17 protein-coding genes are annotated in these 16,739 nt (G+C 70.8%); 10 read left to right on the top strand and 7 right to left on the bottom strand.

Annotation, left to right across the window (positions count from 1 at the left end):
* Positions 1 to 41 precede the first annotated feature (41 nt).
* On the bottom strand, positions 42 to 455 hold the full coding sequence (locus ACVCAH_RS25475) for a winged helix-turn-helix transcriptional regulator (RefSeq protein ID WP_447138729.1): 414 nt from the start codon (positions 453 to 455) through the stop codon (positions 42 to 44).
* On the opposite strand from ACVCAH_RS25475, the gene ACVCAH_RS25470 reads away from it, so the two are divergent.
* The 6 genes from ACVCAH_RS25470 (at position 454) to ACVCAH_RS25445 (ending at position 6,837) form a co-directional block, all read left to right on the top strand.
* Positions 454 to 1,215: an NADPH-dependent F420 reductase gene (locus ACVCAH_RS25470; protein ID WP_447138728.1), complete on the top strand. Its 762-nt coding sequence runs from the start codon at positions 454 to 456 to the stop codon at positions 1,213 to 1,215. The two genes, ACVCAH_RS25475 and ACVCAH_RS25470, sit on opposite strands and share 2 nt — an antisense overlap.
* 264 nt (positions 1,216 to 1,479) lie before the next feature.
* Positions 1,480 to 2,670 carry a serine hydrolase domain-containing protein gene (locus ACVCAH_RS25465; protein WP_447138727.1) on the top strand — a complete coding sequence of 397 codons (1,191 nt, stop codon included), beginning with the start codon at positions 1,480 to 1,482 and terminating at the stop codon, positions 2,668 to 2,670.
* A 248-nt stretch (positions 2,671 to 2,918) separates the two neighbouring features.
* Positions 2,919 to 3,197, top strand: a complete 279-nt coding sequence (locus tag ACVCAH_RS25460; RefSeq protein ID WP_447138726.1) for a hypothetical protein — start codon at positions 2,919 to 2,921, stop codon at positions 3,195 to 3,197.
* Positions 3,198 to 3,773: 576 nt separating this feature from the next.
* Positions 3,774 to 4,802, top strand: a complete 1,029-nt coding sequence (locus ACVCAH_RS25455; RefSeq protein WP_447138725.1) for an RNA polymerase subunit sigma-70 — start codon at positions 3,774 to 3,776, stop codon at positions 4,800 to 4,802.
* Between the two features lie 298 nt (positions 4,803 to 5,100).
* Positions 5,101 to 5,556, top strand: coding sequence for a DUF6069 family protein (locus tag ACVCAH_RS25450; RefSeq protein ID WP_447138724.1), 456 nt, complete (start codon positions 5,101 to 5,103; stop codon positions 5,554 to 5,556).
* Between the two features lie 186 nt (positions 5,557 to 5,742).
* The gene (locus ACVCAH_RS25445; RefSeq protein ID WP_447138723.1) at positions 5,743 to 6,837 is read left to right on the top strand and encodes a winged helix DNA-binding domain-containing protein; all 1,095 of its coding nucleotides are present in this window, start codon (positions 5,743 to 5,745) and stop codon (positions 6,835 to 6,837) included.
* A gap of 430 nt (positions 6,838 to 7,267) precedes the next feature.
* Here ACVCAH_RS25445 and ACVCAH_RS25440 read toward each other — a convergent pair whose 3' ends face one another.
* Complete coding sequence (locus tag ACVCAH_RS25440) at positions 7,268 to 8,230, bottom strand: NAD(P)H-dependent flavin oxidoreductase (protein ID WP_447138722.1); 963 nt, start codon at positions 8,228 to 8,230, stop codon at positions 7,268 to 7,270.
* Between the two features lie 15 nt (positions 8,231 to 8,245).
* On the bottom strand, positions 8,246 to 8,725 hold the full coding sequence (locus ACVCAH_RS25435) for a hypothetical protein (RefSeq protein WP_447138721.1): 480 nt from the start codon (positions 8,723 to 8,725) through the stop codon (positions 8,246 to 8,248).
* 94 nt (positions 8,726 to 8,819) lie between these two features.
* Here ACVCAH_RS25435 and ACVCAH_RS25430 point away from each other — a divergent pair, with 94 nt between their 5' ends.
* Together ACVCAH_RS25430 and ACVCAH_RS25425 are read left to right on the top strand one after the other, a co-directional pair.
* Complete coding sequence (locus tag ACVCAH_RS25430) at positions 8,820 to 9,428, top strand: TetR/AcrR family transcriptional regulator (protein WP_447138720.1); 609 nt, start codon at positions 8,820 to 8,822, stop codon at positions 9,426 to 9,428.
* 221 nt (positions 9,429 to 9,649) lie between these two features.
* Positions 9,650 to 10,084: a ChaB family protein gene (locus ACVCAH_RS25425; protein WP_447138719.1), complete on the top strand. Its 435-nt coding sequence runs from the start codon at positions 9,650 to 9,652 to the stop codon at positions 10,082 to 10,084.
* Between the two features lie 31 nt (positions 10,085 to 10,115).
* Here the strand turns inward: ACVCAH_RS25425 and ACVCAH_RS25420 are convergent, their stop codons facing one another.
* From ACVCAH_RS25420 to ACVCAH_RS25405, 4 genes are all read right to left on the bottom strand, one after another.
* Positions 10,116 to 10,517, bottom strand: a complete 402-nt coding sequence (locus tag ACVCAH_RS25420) for a DUF2267 domain-containing protein (RefSeq protein ID WP_447138718.1) — start codon at positions 10,515 to 10,517, stop codon at positions 10,116 to 10,118.
* A 16-nt stretch (positions 10,518 to 10,533) separates the two neighbouring features.
* Positions 10,534 to 10,794, bottom strand: a complete 261-nt coding sequence (locus tag ACVCAH_RS25415) for a hypothetical protein (RefSeq protein ID WP_447138717.1) — start codon at positions 10,792 to 10,794, stop codon at positions 10,534 to 10,536.
* A gap of 643 nt (positions 10,795 to 11,437) precedes the next feature.
* Positions 11,438 to 13,792, bottom strand: a complete 2,355-nt coding sequence (locus tag ACVCAH_RS25410; RefSeq protein WP_447138716.1) for an FtsX-like permease family protein — start codon at positions 13,790 to 13,792, stop codon at positions 11,438 to 11,440.
* On the bottom strand, positions 13,789 to 14,481 hold the full coding sequence (locus tag ACVCAH_RS25405; protein ID WP_447138715.1) for an ABC transporter ATP-binding protein: 693 nt from the start codon (positions 14,479 to 14,481) through the stop codon (positions 13,789 to 13,791). Before ACVCAH_RS25405 ends, ACVCAH_RS25410 begins: the two co-directional genes overlap by 4 nt.
* Before the next feature lie 182 nt (positions 14,482 to 14,663).
* Between ACVCAH_RS25405 and ACVCAH_RS25400 the strand changes: the two genes are divergently transcribed.
* Entirely contained in the window at positions 14,664 to 15,950 is a 1,287-nt protein-coding gene (locus tag ACVCAH_RS25400) for a sensor histidine kinase (protein ID WP_447138714.1), read from the top strand.
* On the top strand, positions 15,947 to 16,639 hold the full coding sequence (locus ACVCAH_RS25395) for a response regulator (RefSeq protein ID WP_447138713.1): 693 nt from the start codon (positions 15,947 to 15,949) through the stop codon (positions 16,637 to 16,639). Before ACVCAH_RS25400 ends, ACVCAH_RS25395 begins: the two co-directional genes overlap by 4 nt.
* Positions 16,640 to 16,739 lie beyond the last annotated feature (100 nt).

Raw genomic sequence — 16,739 nt, 5'->3', positions numbered from 1 at the left:
CACTGTGGCCGCCGCTGAGGTCCGCCGGTCGTTGGGCGGCTTCACCGGCGATGCCGAGCGGATCGGTACCGAGTGGACATCTCCCGCGCCTCGAACCGCTCCTGAGCGTCAAGAACCGCATCGGCGTACCTGGTGGCCCAGGCACCCATCGCCCGCATCGGCTCCAGCAGCGCGCTGCCCGCTTCTGTCAGCGAGTAGTCGACGCGGGGAGGCGCTTCCTGGTACGGCCGGCGTTCCACCAGGCCGTTGTACTCCAGGCGGCGCAGCGCGTCGTTGAGCACCTTGGGGCTGACCCCGCCGATCCGGGTGAGGAGCACCGCCGGACGCATCGGACCGTGCGCGGCGATCGTGAAGACAACGACGCTGTCCCAGCGGTTGGCGAGCACCTCGAATGCCACGCGGGCCCGGCAGTCGGAGGTGTAGTCATCGTCGAGCTGGTCAGCGGGATTACCCATGCGTTCATCCTGCCCGGTGTATTGCACACCGTTCGGTGTGCATCGACCTGCCTATCGTCCTGCACAGCGGTGTGTACCGAGCCGCCGCAGAGCGAGAAAACGGAGCAGGCGGATGAAAATCGGCATACTCGGCACGGGCGGTATGGCGGCGGCGCTCGGCGGCGCATGGACTGCGGCCGGGCACGACGTGGTGATCGGCGGCCGGAATCAGGGGCGGGCGAAGCAGACCGCCGAACGAATCGGCGCCGCCGGGCACGGCAGCCTCACGGACGCGGCGGGCCACGGCGATGTCATCCTCGTCGCTGTCCCGGCGGCAGAGGCGCCGCAACTGGTGGGCGGCCTCGCCGAGAATCTCGCCGGTCGGACGGTCATCGACTGCACCAACCCCGTCGTACCGACCAGCGACGGGTTGATGCTCAACACCGGTGGCACCACGTCTATGGCGCGGCAACTGGCAACTGCCGCGCCCGACGCGCACGTGGTCAAGGCGTTCAACCTCTGCCACGTGAGCATCTGGACACTGCGTCCACCAACCTTCGAGGGCGTACCGCTGGCCGTGCCCTACTGCGCCGACCAGGCCGAGGCAGCCGCAGCGACGGAGAACCTCATCAGCTCCCTCGGCTGCACCCCGGCGCCGTGCGGCGGGCTGGCGCGGGCGGCGTACCTGGAGGCGACCGCGGCGCTTGCGATCGGGCTGTGGTGGGCGGGCCAGCAGCCGCGCGCCGCGTTCCCCTCCCTGACAGAGGTGCCGCATAGCTGAGTTACGGCGGATCCAGGAGACGTGGGCCCGGGCTCAGCCTGGCTCGGGTACCCCGCAAGCAACCACCGCCCCGGGCGCCGCGCGGAGCATCCGCACATGCCCCCACCCGGGCGTCATTCTCCGTGATGGAGGTAAGGCCTCGCTCGTTGCGCTGTCTTGCCGATTGGCGGTACTACTCGGACGGTTTCCTCCTCAACGTCCTCGGGAACGTGCGGTCGTCGCGTAACAGGTAACTTGCGAACGGACGAGGTGAGGAGGAGACAGGTGACTACTGGTGGCTTCTCGCTGAAACGGCTGGCTCGGGTGCGAGAGCTGCTCGAGCGTCACGTCGACTCCGGCTTCGTCCCGGGTGTGGTGGCCGTCCTCGCGCGCCACGGCGAGGTGCACATCGAAGCAACGGGCAATCTCGCGTTCGAGGGCGCAGGGTCGAGGACGCCGATGGCGGGCGACACGATCTGTCGCATGGGCTCGATGACGAAGCCGATCGTCGCCGCGTGTGCGATGACGCTCGTCGAGGACTTCACCCTCCGCCTCGATGACCCGGTCGACGACCTCCTCCCGGAGCTGGCGGACATGACCGTGCTCGCCGATCCCGCCGGGCCACTGGACGACACGGTTCCGGCGAACCGCCGGATCACGCTGCGGGATCTGCTGACCTACACCCTCGGCACCGGCATGGTCCTTGCCGAGCCGGGAACGGTCCCGATCGCCGACGCGCTGAACGCACTCGGCAAGCCGCCGCTGGACGAATGGATGCGCCGGCTCGGCACGCTTCCGCTCGTCCACCAGCCAGGTGAACGCTGGATGTACGACACCGCCGCCGACGTGACGGGCGTGCTCATCGCCCGGGCCACCGGCAGGTCCTTCGGGGATGCCTTGCGCACGCGGATCTGCGATCCGCTCGGGATGAAGGACACCGCCTTCCGCGTGAGCGGCGAGAGCATCGGCCGGTTGGCGACGGCATACGAGCGCGACAACGCCGCCACCGGTGAGCCAGTCGTCGAAGACGGCCCCGACGGGCGGTGGAGCCGACCACCGGCGTTCGAATCAGGTGGCGGCGGGCTCGTCTCGACCGCCGACGACTACCTCGCCTTCGCCTCGGCTCTGCTCGCGGGCGGCACCCACCACGGCGAGCGGGTGCTCTCGCGGCCATCGGTGACGCTGATGACCAGCGACCACCTGACCCCGGCGCAGAAGGCGGGCTCCGGGTTCTGGCCGGGATACTTCGACACCATGGGCTGGGGTTTCGGGATGTCAGTCCGCACCCGCCGCACACACCTCGGCCCCTCGGTCGGGAGCTACGGATGGCCCGGCTTCTACGGCACCGCCTGGTACAACGATCCAGCCGAGGACATGACGACGATCTTCATCATGCAGCGGGCGCACGCGGGCGACCAGAGGCTGCCGATGTGGCACGACTTGTGGACCGCTGTCTACCAGGCAATCGACGACTGACCACGCGAGCCGAAGACGCCAGTTCACGCGGCGGTGTCCGCACGCGCCGCCCGCCGACCGGACCAGTGACCTACTCATTCGAAGGTGTTCTCCCGGTTCGGGGGGCGGGACCTGGCCGCGATGACGACCAGCCGCACGCTCATGGGCCGATGAGAGCACGATTGCCGCGAGCAACGACGGATCAAGTTGATCCCGCCGCTATGCTGCCGTCGGGTGACGATCGCGCATCCGCGACATAGTCTTCGGCAGTGGACACACCGGCCCTCACACCCCGCGTGCTCGTGATCGGACTCGATCCGTATCGGGTGCCCGGGCCTTGGGACCCCAAGCCGGTAGCAGACGGCATCGACGTCGGACGCACCCGCTTTACCGAACACGGCGTGGGGGCCGAGTTCTGCTTGTTCGGTCTCGACGGCAGCGACGACATAGATGCGGTCGTCACGGCCCCCCTTCGCGCGCAGCTTGGGAATGCGTCGTCATCGGTGGCGGTGTCCGCGGTCAGCTGGAACTGTTCGAACGCGTGGTGAACCTGGTGCGTCGGCATGCTCCCGACGCAGCGATTGCCTTCAACACCACCCCGGCGGACACCTTCGAGGCAGCCGCCCGCTGGGTGGAGATCCCCGAATGATTGCCCACTCGGCCGAGCGGGCGGCCCGCTGCCGGGGTGGCTGGTTTCGATGAGGACCGTGGCCCACCTACTGCAGCGGAGCGCAGAGAGTTGGCGGGTCGGCTGTCACGGCGGTCAGTGAGCCTTCTCCAACCTGATCTTGCAGGTCAGGGCGGGTGTGGCAGACCCGGACATCGATGAGAGCGAGGCTCCAGGTAAGACAGCAAGCGACCAAGACCCTCTTCGGTGGACCTCGTGCCGTGCCCGTGCGTCCATGCCCGCCGCGTCGTCGTGAACCAGGCCACCCCGGCACGCGCCAGGCGGTCGCGCACCCGCGCCCACTCCGGCGGACCGCGCCCTCCTCGCCTACCGCGCGTCGTGCTCCGCCACCGGATCCCTCACGCGATCAGCCATGCCGACCGACCCTAGTGATGAGTTGTCGCGCCCGCACCCGTCACACCTACGACGGGACACGACGAGGCGGAAGGATGACGTGATGAGTGCGGACACGCGGCTGGAGGAGCTGGGCGTGAGCGGTCTGGGCGAGAGCAGGCTGGGCCGGAGCGGTCTGGGCGAGGTCGACGAGCCAACGTTCTCGGGGCTGGCGGAGCGGCACCGGCGGGAGCTGCACGTGCACTGCTACCGGATGCTCGGGTCGTTCGAGGACGCCGAGGACACCGTGCAGGAGACGTTCCTCCGTGCCTGGCGGCGGCGGGAGACCTTCGAGGGGCGGTCGACGTTCCGGGCCTGGCTGTACCGGATCGCCACCAACGCCTGCCTGGACCTGCTCGCCAAGTGCCGCCCGGAGCCTGCGACCGGCGGCGAGGTGCTGTGGCTGCAGCCCTACCCGGACCGGCTGCTCGACGAGCTGCCCGCGGGCGACGCGGACGAGCCGGAGACCGTCGCCGTCGCGCGGGAGACGATCGAGCTGGCGTACCTGGTCGCAGTCCAGCACCTCGCGCCGCGCCCGCGGGCCGTGCTGATCCTGCGGGACGTGCTCGGCTGGCCGGCGAAGGACGTCGCGGAGCTCCTCGGAGACTCCGTCAACTCCGTGAACAGCGCGCTGCAGCGGGCCCGCGCCGGCATGCGGGAGCACCTGCCCGCCGAGCGGCAGGACTGGACCGGCGGCGAGGAGGACGCCGGGACACGCGAGTTGGTGCGCCGCTATACCGACGCCAGCGTGGCCACGGACATCGACGGGCTCGCCGCACTGCTGCGGGACGACGTCCGCTGCTCGATGCCGCCCACGCCGGGCCTGTACGTCGGTCGCGACGCGGTGGTGAACGACTGGGTCGAGAGCGGCTTCGTGGGCATGAAGCACCTGCGCGCCGTCCTCACCTCCGTTAACCGGCAGCCCGCCGTCGCCTTCTACCTCTGGCGGAAGCGGGAGGGCGCGTACCTGCCGCTGACGATCGACGTCCTGCGCGTCACCGGCGGGGCGATCACCGAGATCGTCACGTTCCACGACGACCAGTTCCCGCGGCTCGGGCTGCCGGAGCGCCTGCCGGCGGACGGCACGGAGTAGTCCCGGTGTGGACCCTCGCGCTGCGCGGTGGCGCGCGTGTCGCGGTGGTCGCGGCGGAGTGGTGCGACGCGTTCGGCGTCGTCACCCGCGGGCGGGTGCAGCTGGAGCTGCGCGACGGCGAGCCCGGGCCGGTCCTCGGACGCGACGCCGGGTTCTGGCTCCGCGGCGCCGGCGTCCGCGCCCTGCGGAACCCCGGCCGTCGCACGGCGAGGGTGCGCATCGTCACCCCCAGGGCCAGGACCGTCACATGCCAGTCAACACACCCCGTACGCCAGTTACCGAGTGATGGAGGAACGACATGAGCAGCATGAATGACACCGGGGGCGTCGCAGGCCCGGCATCAGGCCAGACCAGCCACACCCACCGACTCCGCGGGCTCGCCGGCACCGGCTTCATTGCCACGCTCGCAGCGATGGTGGCCACCACCCTCGCCGCTGCGCTTGCCCAGGCCCTTGGCGTCGACTTCGAGGTCCCCGATGGTGGCCAGACGATCCCGCTGTCCGGGTTCGCCGTGGTGACCGGCTTCTTCTCGGTCGTGGGCATCGTCATTGCCGTCGCTCTTCTTCGTTGGAGCGCTCGCCCCGCCGAGCGATTCGTGTGGACGGCAGTGTCGCTGACCGCGATCTCGCTGGTCCCGCCCCTCCTCTCCGGGGCAAACACCGCCACCACCACCGCCCTCCTCGGGCTACACCTCGTCCCTGCGACGGTGATGATCCCCACCCTGGCGCGGAGCCTCCGCACCCGGACCGATTGACGATCCCGCAACGGGACAACGCGCGGCGCAAGGGCGTGCGCGAGCGCACTAACGTGGGCCCCCGGTGCTGCCACCCTCCATTCCAGGTTTCTTTTCTTGGCCAATTCGACGTCGTGACGAGTCATCGGTGGCCCACTGGGCGCCGTTGGAGGGAAAGTGTCTGGGGTGGGCGATAGCGTCACCGCCATGAGCGTGCTCGACCGCCGCACCCTCAACCGGTCGCTCCTGACCCGCCAGCTCCTGCTGCAGCGGCACGACATGCCGGTCGCCGACGCCCTCGAGCACCTGGTGGGATTGCAGGCGCAGGAGCCCCCGGAGCCGTACGTCGGGTTGTGGAGCCGGCTGGCCGGCTTCCAGCCGTCGGCGCTGGCCGAGCTGCTGCTGAGCCGCCGGGCGGTCCGCACGCTGCTGATGCGCCGCACCCTGCACCTGGTGACCGCGCGCGACTGCCTCGCGCTGCGGCCCGTGCACCACTCCATGCTGGTCTCACGCATGTGGTCGACACTGCGCCGGGTGCTGCCCGGTGTCGACCTCGACGAGCTGGCGAGACTGGGCCGGCCGCTGTTCGAGGAGCGGCCGCGGATGCTGACCGAGGCGGCCCGCGTAATCGCCGACCGCTGGCCAGGGGTGGAGCCGCGCTCGCTGGGTGATGCGCTCAGCACGCTCGTGCCGCTCGTGCAGGTGCCACCCCGCGGCGTCTGGGGCGAGCGTGGCGCCGCGTACAACACCACGATCGAGGCGTGGCTGGGCCGCCCGCTGGAGCCGGAGTCGCCAGCCACCGTCGACGCGTTGGTCCTGCGCTACCTCGCCGCATACGGCCCGGCGGCCAGTGCTGACATCCGCGCCTGGTCGGGGCTGAGCGGGCTGCGGGAGTCCGTCCAGCGGTTGCGACCGTCGTTGCGGACGTTCCGCGACGAGCGCGGCCGCGAGCTGCTGGACGTGCCCGACGGCGCGCTGCCCGACCCGGAGACCCCGGCGCCGCCGCGCTTCCTGCCAGCGTTCGACAACGCGGTGCTCGGCTACGACGACCGCAGCCGCGTCATCGACACCAAGCATCGCGGGCTGAGCGTCGCGGGTGCCCGCTTCCTGCTGGTCGACGGCCGGGTCGCGGGCACCTGGGCGGTCACGGTCGACGACGGCGCGGCGACGTTGCGGATCACGCCGCTGCGCGCGCTCACGACGGGCGAGCGCGACGCCGTCGTCGCCGAGGGCGAGAGCCTGCTGACCATGTTTCAGCCCGAGCCCCGGCACGCCAATCACGTCCTGATCACGGACGCCTGACGCAGGTGTAGGCGCCGTAGCAGGGGTGCCTCTGGCTTCGGGCGGTGGTCGAGGCGGCCGATTCCGTCGGGTAGGCAGTCGGAGCATCGGGGCGGCCGCAATCTCAGCGAAGGGAAAACGCCTGTCGAAGCCCGACGCGCGCTCTAACGACGCCTCACCAACGTCCTTTACCGACACCTCATCATTGATTCATGCCTGGCCGAGCTGCAGTCGTACCACCAGTAGATAAGTAGCTGCTGAGCGTGCACTGTGTTTGATTGGGGCTGTTGCGGTCCTGCACATGACCGCTGCGCCTGATTGAGAGCGGCCACCAGGATTTCCCGAGGAACGGCCAGTGAGCGGTGTGGCCCTGAGTGACGAGTCTCGGCGTGGCGGCCTCCACCTGCAGCGCTCGCAGGTGTGAGCCGTACTCGTTCTGGCAAGCTGTCGGTCAGCGCCTTCGGGCTCTGGCCAGGGCGTTCTCGGCCTGGGCGGCCAGGGCGGTGACCAGGTTGGCTGCGGAGGGCACGTCGGTGATGAGGTCGACGGCTTCGCCGGCCCAGACCGGTAGTGGAGGGATGGCGCCTCGTGCCAGGTCGCTCTGGTAGTCCTGTCTGGCCTGGGAGTCGCCAGCGAGCTCGGCATCGCGGCCGCGCCATTGGTCAAGGTAGGGGTGGCCGAGGGTACGGGCGGTGTACGTCGACGGCCATCGGGAGCCACGGGCGATGTCCAGCACACTGCTGCGTTCGGTGTCCTGCCCCCGTCCTTCGATGATCGCCTTGGTGATCTCGGGAGCGACCAGAGCCTCGGCGGTGGCCTGGAAGCGGGTGCCGATCAGGGCTCCCGCAGCGCCCAGGGCCAGGGCTGCGGCGAGGCCGCGGCCATCGGCGATCCCGCCGGCCGCCAGGACCGGCACCGGCGCGGCGAGGTCCACCACGACGGGTACGAACGGCAATGTGGATCGGCCGCGCCGGGCTCCATGGCCGCCGGCTTCGGTGCCCTGCGCCACGATGACATCGGCGCCCAGGTCCACGGCCCGGTGGGCCTCCTTCAGATCGGTGACCTGGATCATCAGGACTGCCCCCGCCTGACGGACACGTTCCACGAACGGGCTCGGGTCGCCGAAGGACAACATGACCGCCCTCGGCCCGTACTCCAGGGCACGCTCCACCGCACCGACGTCGATCGCCCAGGTCAAGAAGCCGACACCCCAAGGCTGGTCCGTGCCCGAAGCGACGATCGGCGCCTCGCGATCCAGCCACTCCCGATCCCCGTCAGCTGCGCCGAGCATCCCGAGGCCGCCGCCGCGCGAGACGGCCGCCGCCAACGCGCCACCGGCCGACCCGCCCATCGGGGCCAGCACGATCGGATGCCGCACCCCGAACAACTCCGTGAACTCCGTCGACAACGCCATAGCCACATCATCAGCTCAAGAGCGCGAGGTGATCCGGGCCGCGGCGTCGCGGAGCAGCCCGGGTACCAGTCGACGATGGATGGCGGACAGCGGGGGCCACACGCCATGGCCCAGGCGCCGGTCATAGTGCAGGAAGGTCGCCAGCGACACCCGCCCACCGGCTGTCTGCACGAGGAGGTTTCCGGCCAGGAAGCAGGAAGCAGCCTCGAGCCGGATCCAATCGTCGCCACGGTCGCCGATCTGCCATCCAGCCACGGTGGCCGGCGATCGTCCTCGGGTGAGTCGCAGGCCGAGAAGACCACGCCAGATCAGCAGCTCAGCGACGCTGGGGACGTCGCCGAACATCGCTCGGGCCCACTGCTCCGGTGTGGCGTCCGCGTCCGTGCAGAGGGTGAACTGGTCGGCGTAGTCGATGTCAGGCAACGAGCTGAGCGCGCGGACGGACTCGGGGATGTTGTGCGCCCCCACGGCACTGGCAAGAAGGCCGACGGTCATCTCGCTGCCTCCATTCATGTATACGATGCCGTATAAGACCAGGCTAGCTCAGGTTATACGGTGGCGTATATAGAAAGGTGAGGTGAGACATACCGTGGGCGCGACTCGCACGCCGCGTGGCAGGTGGATCGAGGAAGGGCTGCAGGCGCTGGCCGCCGGCGGTCCGGATGCCGTCCGCGTCGAGTCGCTGGCGAAGAAGCTCGGCGTCACGAAAGGCGGGTTCTACGGGTCTTTCGCCGACCGTGACGCGCTGCTGGCGGCGATGCTGGACGCCTGGGAGCGGGAGAGTATCGACGAGGTGATCGACCGCGTCGAGCGCGAGGGCGGCGACCCGAGGACAAAAATCCAGCGCGCGGGCGTGCTCACCTTCTCCAGCGACCGCCTGCTGCCGATCGACCTCGCGATCCGAGACTGGGCTCGGCGCGACGAGGCGGTCGCCGAGCGCCTGCGCCGGGTGGACAACCGGCGCATGGCACTACTGCGCCAAATAATCGGCACCTTCTGCGCCGATGCCGACGAGGTCGAAGCCCGCAGCCTGCTCGCCTTCTGCGTAGCGATCGGCGAGCACTTCCTCGCCGCCGACCATGAGGGCCGCACCCGCGCCCAGATCCTCGTCCTCGCTGCCGACCTGCTGCTCAACCGCCCCACAAAGACCACGGCCACCGATCCGGGCCCCTTCGTTGAGGGCTCAGCGAATTGTTGATCAAGCGCGAGGAAGAGCCCTCTAATAGCGCCGCCACCCCTGCGACAGCGGTCAGCACGCTGGCGATCAGGTCGTGGCCGTAGAAGTTCTCCTCCTCGATGAAGTGGTCGAGCGCCTCGTGTAGAGCCGGTATCACTGCGTCGGTGAGCGGCCGTGGGCCGGCGGAGTGTGGCGACGAGGTTGCCGGGTAGGGGTAAAGAACGCGGACGAGGAGGTGCATCATGCAGGACAAACACGAGCAGGCCGAGCAGATGCGCGAGTACGTGCCGTCGACCGTCGCCCGCTCGGATGACAAGGCGGTACGGACCTACAAGAAGACGCTGGAATCGGCCGAAGAGACCTACGGCGATGGCGAGCGCGCCCACCGCACCGCGTACGCCTCCTTGAAGCACACACACGAGAAGGTGGGGGACCACTGGGAGCCCAAGGAACATCCGGGTCCATCCGACCCGCAGGCTGCCTTGGGCACGCCGGCGTCGCGCGAGCGGACCCGCGAGACGGCCCAGGGGGTCGATGTCTACGCGAGCAAGGGTCACCTCGACGACGTGGCCCGCAAGGTCGGGATCAGCGACCCGGAAAGCCTGAACAAGGACGATCTGATCCGCGAGATCGAGAAGGCGAACGCCCGGGCAACCGCCCGGGCGCGAAAGAAGTGACCTGATCCGGCGGGTCGCCGGATCGGCCGGTTCATCTGGGCAGCTGGCTGCCGGAACGAACCATCTGACGGAGATCCGCCGGGAGCGCCTCCCGAAGGCGGTCCATGACCCGGCCCTGCGTCGCGTCGCCGACGACGTCGAAGACGACGCGGGCGGCATCCGAGGCCTGTGACCGGCTCATCCCCGCTCGATCGGACACTCGAGCGAGGAACTCCTCCTTGTCGAACCGAACGCCCTTGCTGGGCGACGGCGCGGTCATCCGCAGGTATTCGCCGATCTCCCGGGGAAGGTCAGCGGCTACGTTCCCGGCCAGTCCTTCGGGGATCCGCTCGCCAAGTGTCTGCAATGTGGCGCGAATAGCGGATGTCGCCTCACCGATGTCGGCAAGTTGTGCCCTGGCCTGAACCTGACCAACGAACTCGTGATGTTGCACGTTGGACCACCTCCGGTCATCGTCCACTCTTCAGTTCGTCGCAGAGCTTTTCCGGATCATGAAAGAACGGCTTCTTCGAGTCTCGAAGCCGGGAGAAGTCGTCGATCATGCGCCGCACTTCGCCAGGGGTGAACCGCCGGTCGGCATCCCCCTTCACCTCGAGCCACTGAATCACCTCGTCGTAGCTTTGCCAGTCGCGCTTACCCATGAGGCGCTCGATGTCTGTTACGTCGTAGTCCTTTTCCTTTGCCTGACTGGCCGGGTCGTGGATCTTCAATGGTTCCCTCCGAATCGACAAGCAGCCGGACCGGACGCGCGGAGCGGCTTGAGCCGCCGTCGCGCCGACGCGTCTTCCCGTTGGGCCTTGGACCAAACTCGCTCCGTCGCCACTGCAGGTCCTCGACGACGGATCTGCCGCCGAGCGAGCACGCTCGGCACGGTTCAGGTCGCGTCTGCTGCAGCGTGCGCCTACGAGACTGGTGAGGCGAGCCGCATCGTACGGATCGACGGCAAGCGGTTGATCGAGCTGCTGGCGCGGTCAAGAGTGCCCCAAGCCGCACCGCCGGCTCTGAGGAGCGGGACGTCCGCTCTTGCCGCTGGTGACGCTGATCCGCAGCTGGGCCTATGGTCTGGCGCCATGGCAGGCAGTCCCATCCCATCCGCACCCCCATCCCGATCCAGGCCGACCCCGCGGCCAACCGCCGCAGGAACGGGTCCCGCGGCGGCCGGCCACCGACCTTCGACCGGGAACGCTACAAGCAACGCAACACCGCCGAACGAGCGTTCAACAAGCTCAGACAGTTCCGGGCGGTCGCCAGGCACGACGAGCGCGACTACATGTACAAGGCCACTGTCGACATCGTCACGACAAAGATCTGGCTACGCGAGCTCACCCAAGATCGACGAGCCACCGCCTGGCGCTACTCCGTCCGGAGTGCGGTGGCGACCCGGGTACGGGCGGCCCAGCCAGCCGGCACGAGTGCGCCGAGTACGGCCAGGACCACGCCAGCCAGCCCGAGGGCGGCCAACAAGCCGGGCTGGTAGACGTCGCCGACGCTGTCGGGAAGGCCGGTCTCGGCCGCGTCGGCCATCACCGGGAGGACGCCGCGGTGCAGGGCGAGCCCCACGGGAACCGCGAGGGCGCCGGCGAGGAGCCCGATGCCGCCCACCGAGGCGATCACCATGGTGCGCACCTGGCGGGGTGTCATGCCGATCGACTTGAGGACGCCGATCTCGTGTGTCCGTTCGCGGGTGTTCAGCACGGCGGTGTTGAACACGCCCAGCGCCGCGACGATCGACAACAGCAGGGTGAGCGTCCCCACGAGGGCGAGCATGATGTCGATGACCTCGTTCCGCTCGTCCCGTAGCTGGACCCCGTCCGACACACCCGCCAGCGCCACCGACAGCGAATCCGCATAGGACGCCGGGTCGGTCCCGGACGTCAGCCCGATCTCGTAGGCATCCGGTGCCGCATCGGTGGACAGACCGGTCCGGACGGCGGCCCCGCCGACCAGTGTGTAGCCGCCGTTGTCGCTGTCGAGGATCTCGCCGACGACGAGGACCTGGCGCTGGCCCTCCTCGGAGGTGAGAGTCAGCGTGTCACCCACCGCATGGCCGGTGGTGCGCAGCAGGTGCGAGCCGGCCACGACCTCGTCCGCGGAGGCGTACCAGCGGCCGGAGATGAGCTGGTACCCCATCCACGTGGCGTCGGCGTCGTAGCCGGTGACCTCCACGTCCTCGTCGACGCCGGACATCTGGACCTGGCTTCGCCAGGCGGCCACCACGCGTGCCGTCCCGGGCTGCGCCTCGATGATCGGGCGGACGGCCGCCGGATCGGCCGCCTCGCGGGGGGCGCTCCTCTCCATCCCACCGGGGCCGGGCCCACCCAGCCGCACCTCGACCGGCACGGCGTCGGTCCGGGCAAACCCGGCTGTCACCTGGTTCAGCGAGGCGGACAGGCCGACCGCGAAGACCACGGTCGCCGCGCCGACGAGCACCGCGAGCAGCGTCGCGGCGGAGCGGGCGGGCCGGGCGAACGGCGTACCCAGGCCGAAGCTGACCGGCCGGGGCAGCCGGGTGGCAGCCAGCCAGCGGCGGACCCGGAAGCCGCGGCCCGCCCGGGGCGCCCGCCCCACGCTGATCGCCTGCACGGCGGGAAGCCGCCCGGCCCGCCAGGCCGCCGCCACCGCGGCGACACCGACCACAGCCAGCAGCACGAGGACGACGATCACGTCGACCCAGGGTGGCAGGATCGCCGACGCCTCGGCCCCGTACGCCTCCTGGGCGTCACCCAGCAGCGGCATGGCCAGCGCGTTGCCCACCGGCACACCGACCAGGCAGCCCAACAGCCCCGGCCCGAGCACCTGCCCGGCGTAGACCGCGATCACCTGTGGCGGGGTGAAGCCGAGCGACTTGATCACACCGATCGTGCGGTACCCGGCGACGACCGCGCCGCTGACCACGTTCGCCACGATGAGCGCCGACATCACCAGACCCAGCACGGCGAACGCGACCACGAACGGCACGATCGGCCCCGCGGCGCCGTCGGCGGCGCGCTTGCTGTCTAGGTACGACTCCGAGCCGAGCACGGCACCCACGGGCAAGCCGGCGACGGCGGTGGCCAGGCTGTCCTTCAGGGCGGCATCGTCAGTGGCGGACCCGAACCGGTACAGCATCTGGCGGCCGGTGACGGCGTCACCGGTGTGCAAGACGTCGTCCTGGCTGGGCCAGACCCAGGCGTCGGCCGTACCCGTGACGGAGTGGGCGATCCCGACCACCCGCAGGGTGGGCGAGCCCGGCAGGTCCACGGTCATCGAGCCGGCGGCGCCGGACCCGACCGGCGCCCGCCCCCGGGCGAGCACGATCTGCCCCGGACCGGTCAGCCATCGGCCGCTGTCGAGGGTGATCCGGTCGACCGGACCGCCCTGCTCCGCGCGGCCCACCACCCGCGTGCTGGCGAAGGGCGCCCGCTGCGCGCCGGTCGGACGCAGGCCGACGGTGACCGTGTCGAACGGACCGGCCGCCGCGCTCACCCCGGGCCGGCCGCCGGTGGCCGCGAGCGCGTCACCGCCGACCGCGGCCGCGTCGAAAGAGACCGCGGCGTGCGCCCCGGACTGGCGGGCGAAGGCGCGGTCGAAGGGCGCGTTGGAGACCACCAACAGACCCACCCCAAGTACGGCGGTGCCGGTGGACAGCAGCAGCACCACGCCGACCACGAGGCTCTGCAGGCGACGGCGCACCACCGCGGCCCGGACCGCCGTCGCGACCGCCCTCACGATGCCACCCCCGCCGGCGCGGACGTGCCGACCCGGCCGTCGGACAGTTCGACGACCCGGCGTGCGCACCTGCCGGCCAGCGTGCGGTCGTGGGTGACCAGCAACAGCGTCTGGCCGTCGCCGTTGAGCTCCCGCAGCACCTCGGTCACCTGGGCACCGGTGCGGGCGTCGACCGCCCCGGTGGGTTCGTCGGCCAGCAGCAGCGCCGGCCGGTTCACCAGCGCCCGGGCGATGGCCACCCGCTGCCGCTGGCCGCCGGACAGCCGCGCCGGGTAGGCGTTGGCCTTCCCGCCCAGGCCCAGCACGTCGATCAGCTCGGCGGCGCGGGCCCGCGCGGCGCGGGCCGGTACGCCGGCGAGCTGGGCCGGCAGCAGGACGTTGTCCCGCACGGTCAGGTCGTCGAGCAGGTGGAAGAACTGGAAGACGATGCCGATATGGGTACGGCGGAATACGGCGAGCCGCTTTTCGGACAACCCTCCCAGGTTCACCCCGGCGACCTCGACCGTGCCGCCGGTCGGCCGGTCCAGTCCGCCGACGAGGTTGAGCAGGGTCGACTTGCCGCTGCCGGACGGTCCCATGACCGCCACCGCCTCACCGGTGCCGACCTCGACGTTCACCTCGTCGAGCGCCGGCGGCCCGGTCGGTTCGTACCGCTTGCTGACGCCCGTCAGCCGGACCAGCTCCGTCATCGGTGACCACCCTCTCGTGACTGTCTGTGCCCGGTGACGCTAGGCGGACGCGCTGCCGACGGGCGTCGCGCGCGAGGATGCTTCCGGATACATCGGCGGGTGGACCCGGCCACGCTGTCATCCTCGGGATGTAGGCAACGCGGTTGACGCCGGGTGGACGGGGCCGCCGCCACAATGGGGGGATGTACCGGCACGTACCCTCGTGGCTGGCGCGGCACCGCAGCCTGGCCACGGGCCTGTGGGCCGAGCGGACGTACCCGTTCTGGGTGGACCCTGCGGTGGCGCTGCTGCTCAGCGTCGTGGCGGTGTGGCTCGCCCTGGGCGGCGCCGGGGCACCCGAGTTCGCCGACGTGGCGCGGCTCGGCCCGGAGCCCAACGCGCCGGCGCCACCCGTCGGCCCATGGCGCGAACCCGAACCGGATCTTCTTCCCCTCGTGGCGGGCACTCTGCTGGTCACGATCCCCCTGGCGGGCCGGCGCCGGTGGCCACTGCCCGCGTTCGCGGTGCAGTTCGCCGCGGTCCTGGCCGTCGGCGACGACAACACGTGGGTAACCGTGCTGGCCCTCCTCGTCGGCGCCTACTCGCTGGCCGCGTGCGGCCGGTCGCCGCTGATGTCGATCGGCGCCCTGCTCGCCGCGGCGAGCCTGGTGGCGGTCGCCTTCGGCCCCGTCGAGCTGCCGGTGCCGGACTGGGCCACGCCGTTCGCCATCCTGCTGCCCTTCGGCCTCTTCGGCGTCATGGTCCGCGCGCTGCGGGCCCGAGCCGCGGCGTCGGCGGAGCGTGCCGAGGCCCTGCGCGCCGGTCAGGAGGCGGCCACCCGCGCGGCGGTGGCCGACGAGCGCGCCCGCCTGGCGCGGGAGCTGCATGACGTGGTCAGCCATCATGTGAGCGTGATGGTGATCCAGGCCGGCGCGGCCGACAAGGTGATCGAAGCCCGCCCGGACCTGGCACGCGACGCCATCCACGCCGTCACCAACAGCGGCCGCCAGGCCATGACCGAGCTGCGCCACCTGCTCGGCGTGCTGGCGCCGGACACCGGGGGCGACGACCTGCTGCGGCCACAGCCCGGCCTGGACCAGCTCGACGCCCTGGTCGACAAGGTCCGCGCCGCCGGGCAGCCGGTCACCGTCGCGCACACCCCGGTCAGCCTGCCCCGCGGGGTCGACCTCGCCGCCTACCGGGTGGTGCAGGAGGCGCTGACCAACGCCTTGCGGTACGCACCCGGCGCGCCCACCACCGTGGTCGTCGAGCCCGACGGCGGCGCGCTCAGGGTCGAGGTCACCGACGCCGGCACCGCCAACGGCGTCCCGACCACGGTGGGTGCCGGCTCGGGCCTGCGCGGGCTGTCCGAGCGGCTGCGCCTCTACGGCGGCACACTGCAGGCCGGCCGCCGGCTCACCGGCGGTTACCGCGTGTCCGCACGCTTTCCGCTCGAAGCGGCAGCGACCGCGGCGGGACGGCCGGAGTGAGCGCGACACGAGTGGTCATCGCCGACGACCAGGCCCTGGTGCGCAGCGGCTTCGCGATGATCCTGGCCGCCGACGGGATCGACGTCGCGGGCGAGGCCGCCGACGGGGAGCAGGCCGTCGCCGCCGTCCGCAAGCTGCGCCCCGACGTCGTGCTGCTCGACATCCGCATGCCGGTCATGGACGGGCTGGAGGCCACCCGCCGCATCCTGGCCGAGCGGCCCACGACGACGGCCGGCGAACTCACCCGCGTCATCATCCTGACCACCTTCGACCTCGACCAGTACGTCTACGCCGCGCTGACCGCCGGCGCCAGCGGCTTCCTCCTCAAGGACGTCAGCCCGGACCAACTCGTCCACGCGGTGCGCGTCGTCCGCACCGGCGACGCCCTCCTGGCCCCCGCCATCACGCGCCGGCTCGTCGAGCGCTTCGCCCGGCCCGACGACCGCCGCCACGCGGCGCACCGCGACCTCGACGCGCTCACCCCGCGTGAGCGTGAGGTGTTGACCCTGCTCGCCGGCGGCCTGAGCAACGTCGAGCTGGCCGGCCGGCTGCACCTCAGCGAGGCAACCGTGAAGACCCACATGACCCGCATCCTGACCAAGCTCGGCCTGCGCGACCGGGTACAGGCCGTCGTCCTTGCGTACGAGACCGGCCTGGTCACGCCCGGCCAGAGCGACACCGGCGCCTGAGAAAGCGCTGTGTAACCGATCGACTACCTAAGGTCGTCGATCCCGGAAGCCCTGGCACTGACCGGTGTGTTGCCAACCGACGGGGTGGGAACGAAGATCG

This window comes from Micromonospora sp. LZ34, from assembly GCF_052981855.1.
The sequence above is the reverse complement of the archived record's forward strand: the minus strand, read 5'-3'. Positions and strand labels throughout refer to the sequence as shown.

What these genes read in the sequence shown, in the direction of transcription:
- ACVCAH_RS25470 (WP_447138728.1), top strand. Translation starts at nt 454, where the DNA reads ATGCGTTCATCCTGCCCGGTGTATTGCACACCGTTCGGTGTGCATCGA.
- ACVCAH_RS25475 (WP_447138729.1), bottom strand. Translation starts at nt 455, where the DNA reads ATGGGTAATCCCGCTGACCAGCTCGACGATGACTACACCTCCGACTGC.
- ACVCAH_RS25455 (WP_447138725.1), top strand. Translation starts at nt 3,774, where the DNA reads ATGAGTGCGGACACGCGGCTGGAGGAGCTGGGCGTGAGCGGTCTGGGC.
- ACVCAH_RS25450 (WP_447138724.1), top strand. Translation starts at nt 5,101, where the DNA reads ATGAGCAGCATGAATGACACCGGGGGCGTCGCAGGCCCGGCATCAGGC.
- ACVCAH_RS25445 (WP_447138723.1), top strand. Translation starts at nt 5,743, where the DNA reads ATGAGCGTGCTCGACCGCCGCACCCTCAACCGGTCGCTCCTGACCCGC.
- ACVCAH_RS25440 (WP_447138722.1), bottom strand. Translation starts at nt 8,230, where the DNA reads ATGGCGTTGTCGACGGAGTTCACGGAGTTGTTCGGGGTGCGGCATCCG.
- ACVCAH_RS25435 (WP_447138721.1), bottom strand. Translation starts at nt 8,725, where the DNA reads ATGACCGTCGGCCTTCTTGCCAGTGCCGTGGGGGCGCACAACATCCCC.
- ACVCAH_RS25425 (WP_447138719.1), top strand. Translation starts at nt 9,650, where the DNA reads ATGCAGGACAAACACGAGCAGGCCGAGCAGATGCGCGAGTACGTGCCG.
- ACVCAH_RS25405 (WP_447138715.1), bottom strand. Translation starts at nt 14,481, where the DNA reads ATGACGGAGCTGGTCCGGCTGACGGGCGTCAGCAAGCGGTACGAACCG.
- ACVCAH_RS25400 (WP_447138714.1), top strand. Translation starts at nt 14,664, where the DNA reads ATGTACCGGCACGTACCCTCGTGGCTGGCGCGGCACCGCAGCCTGGCC.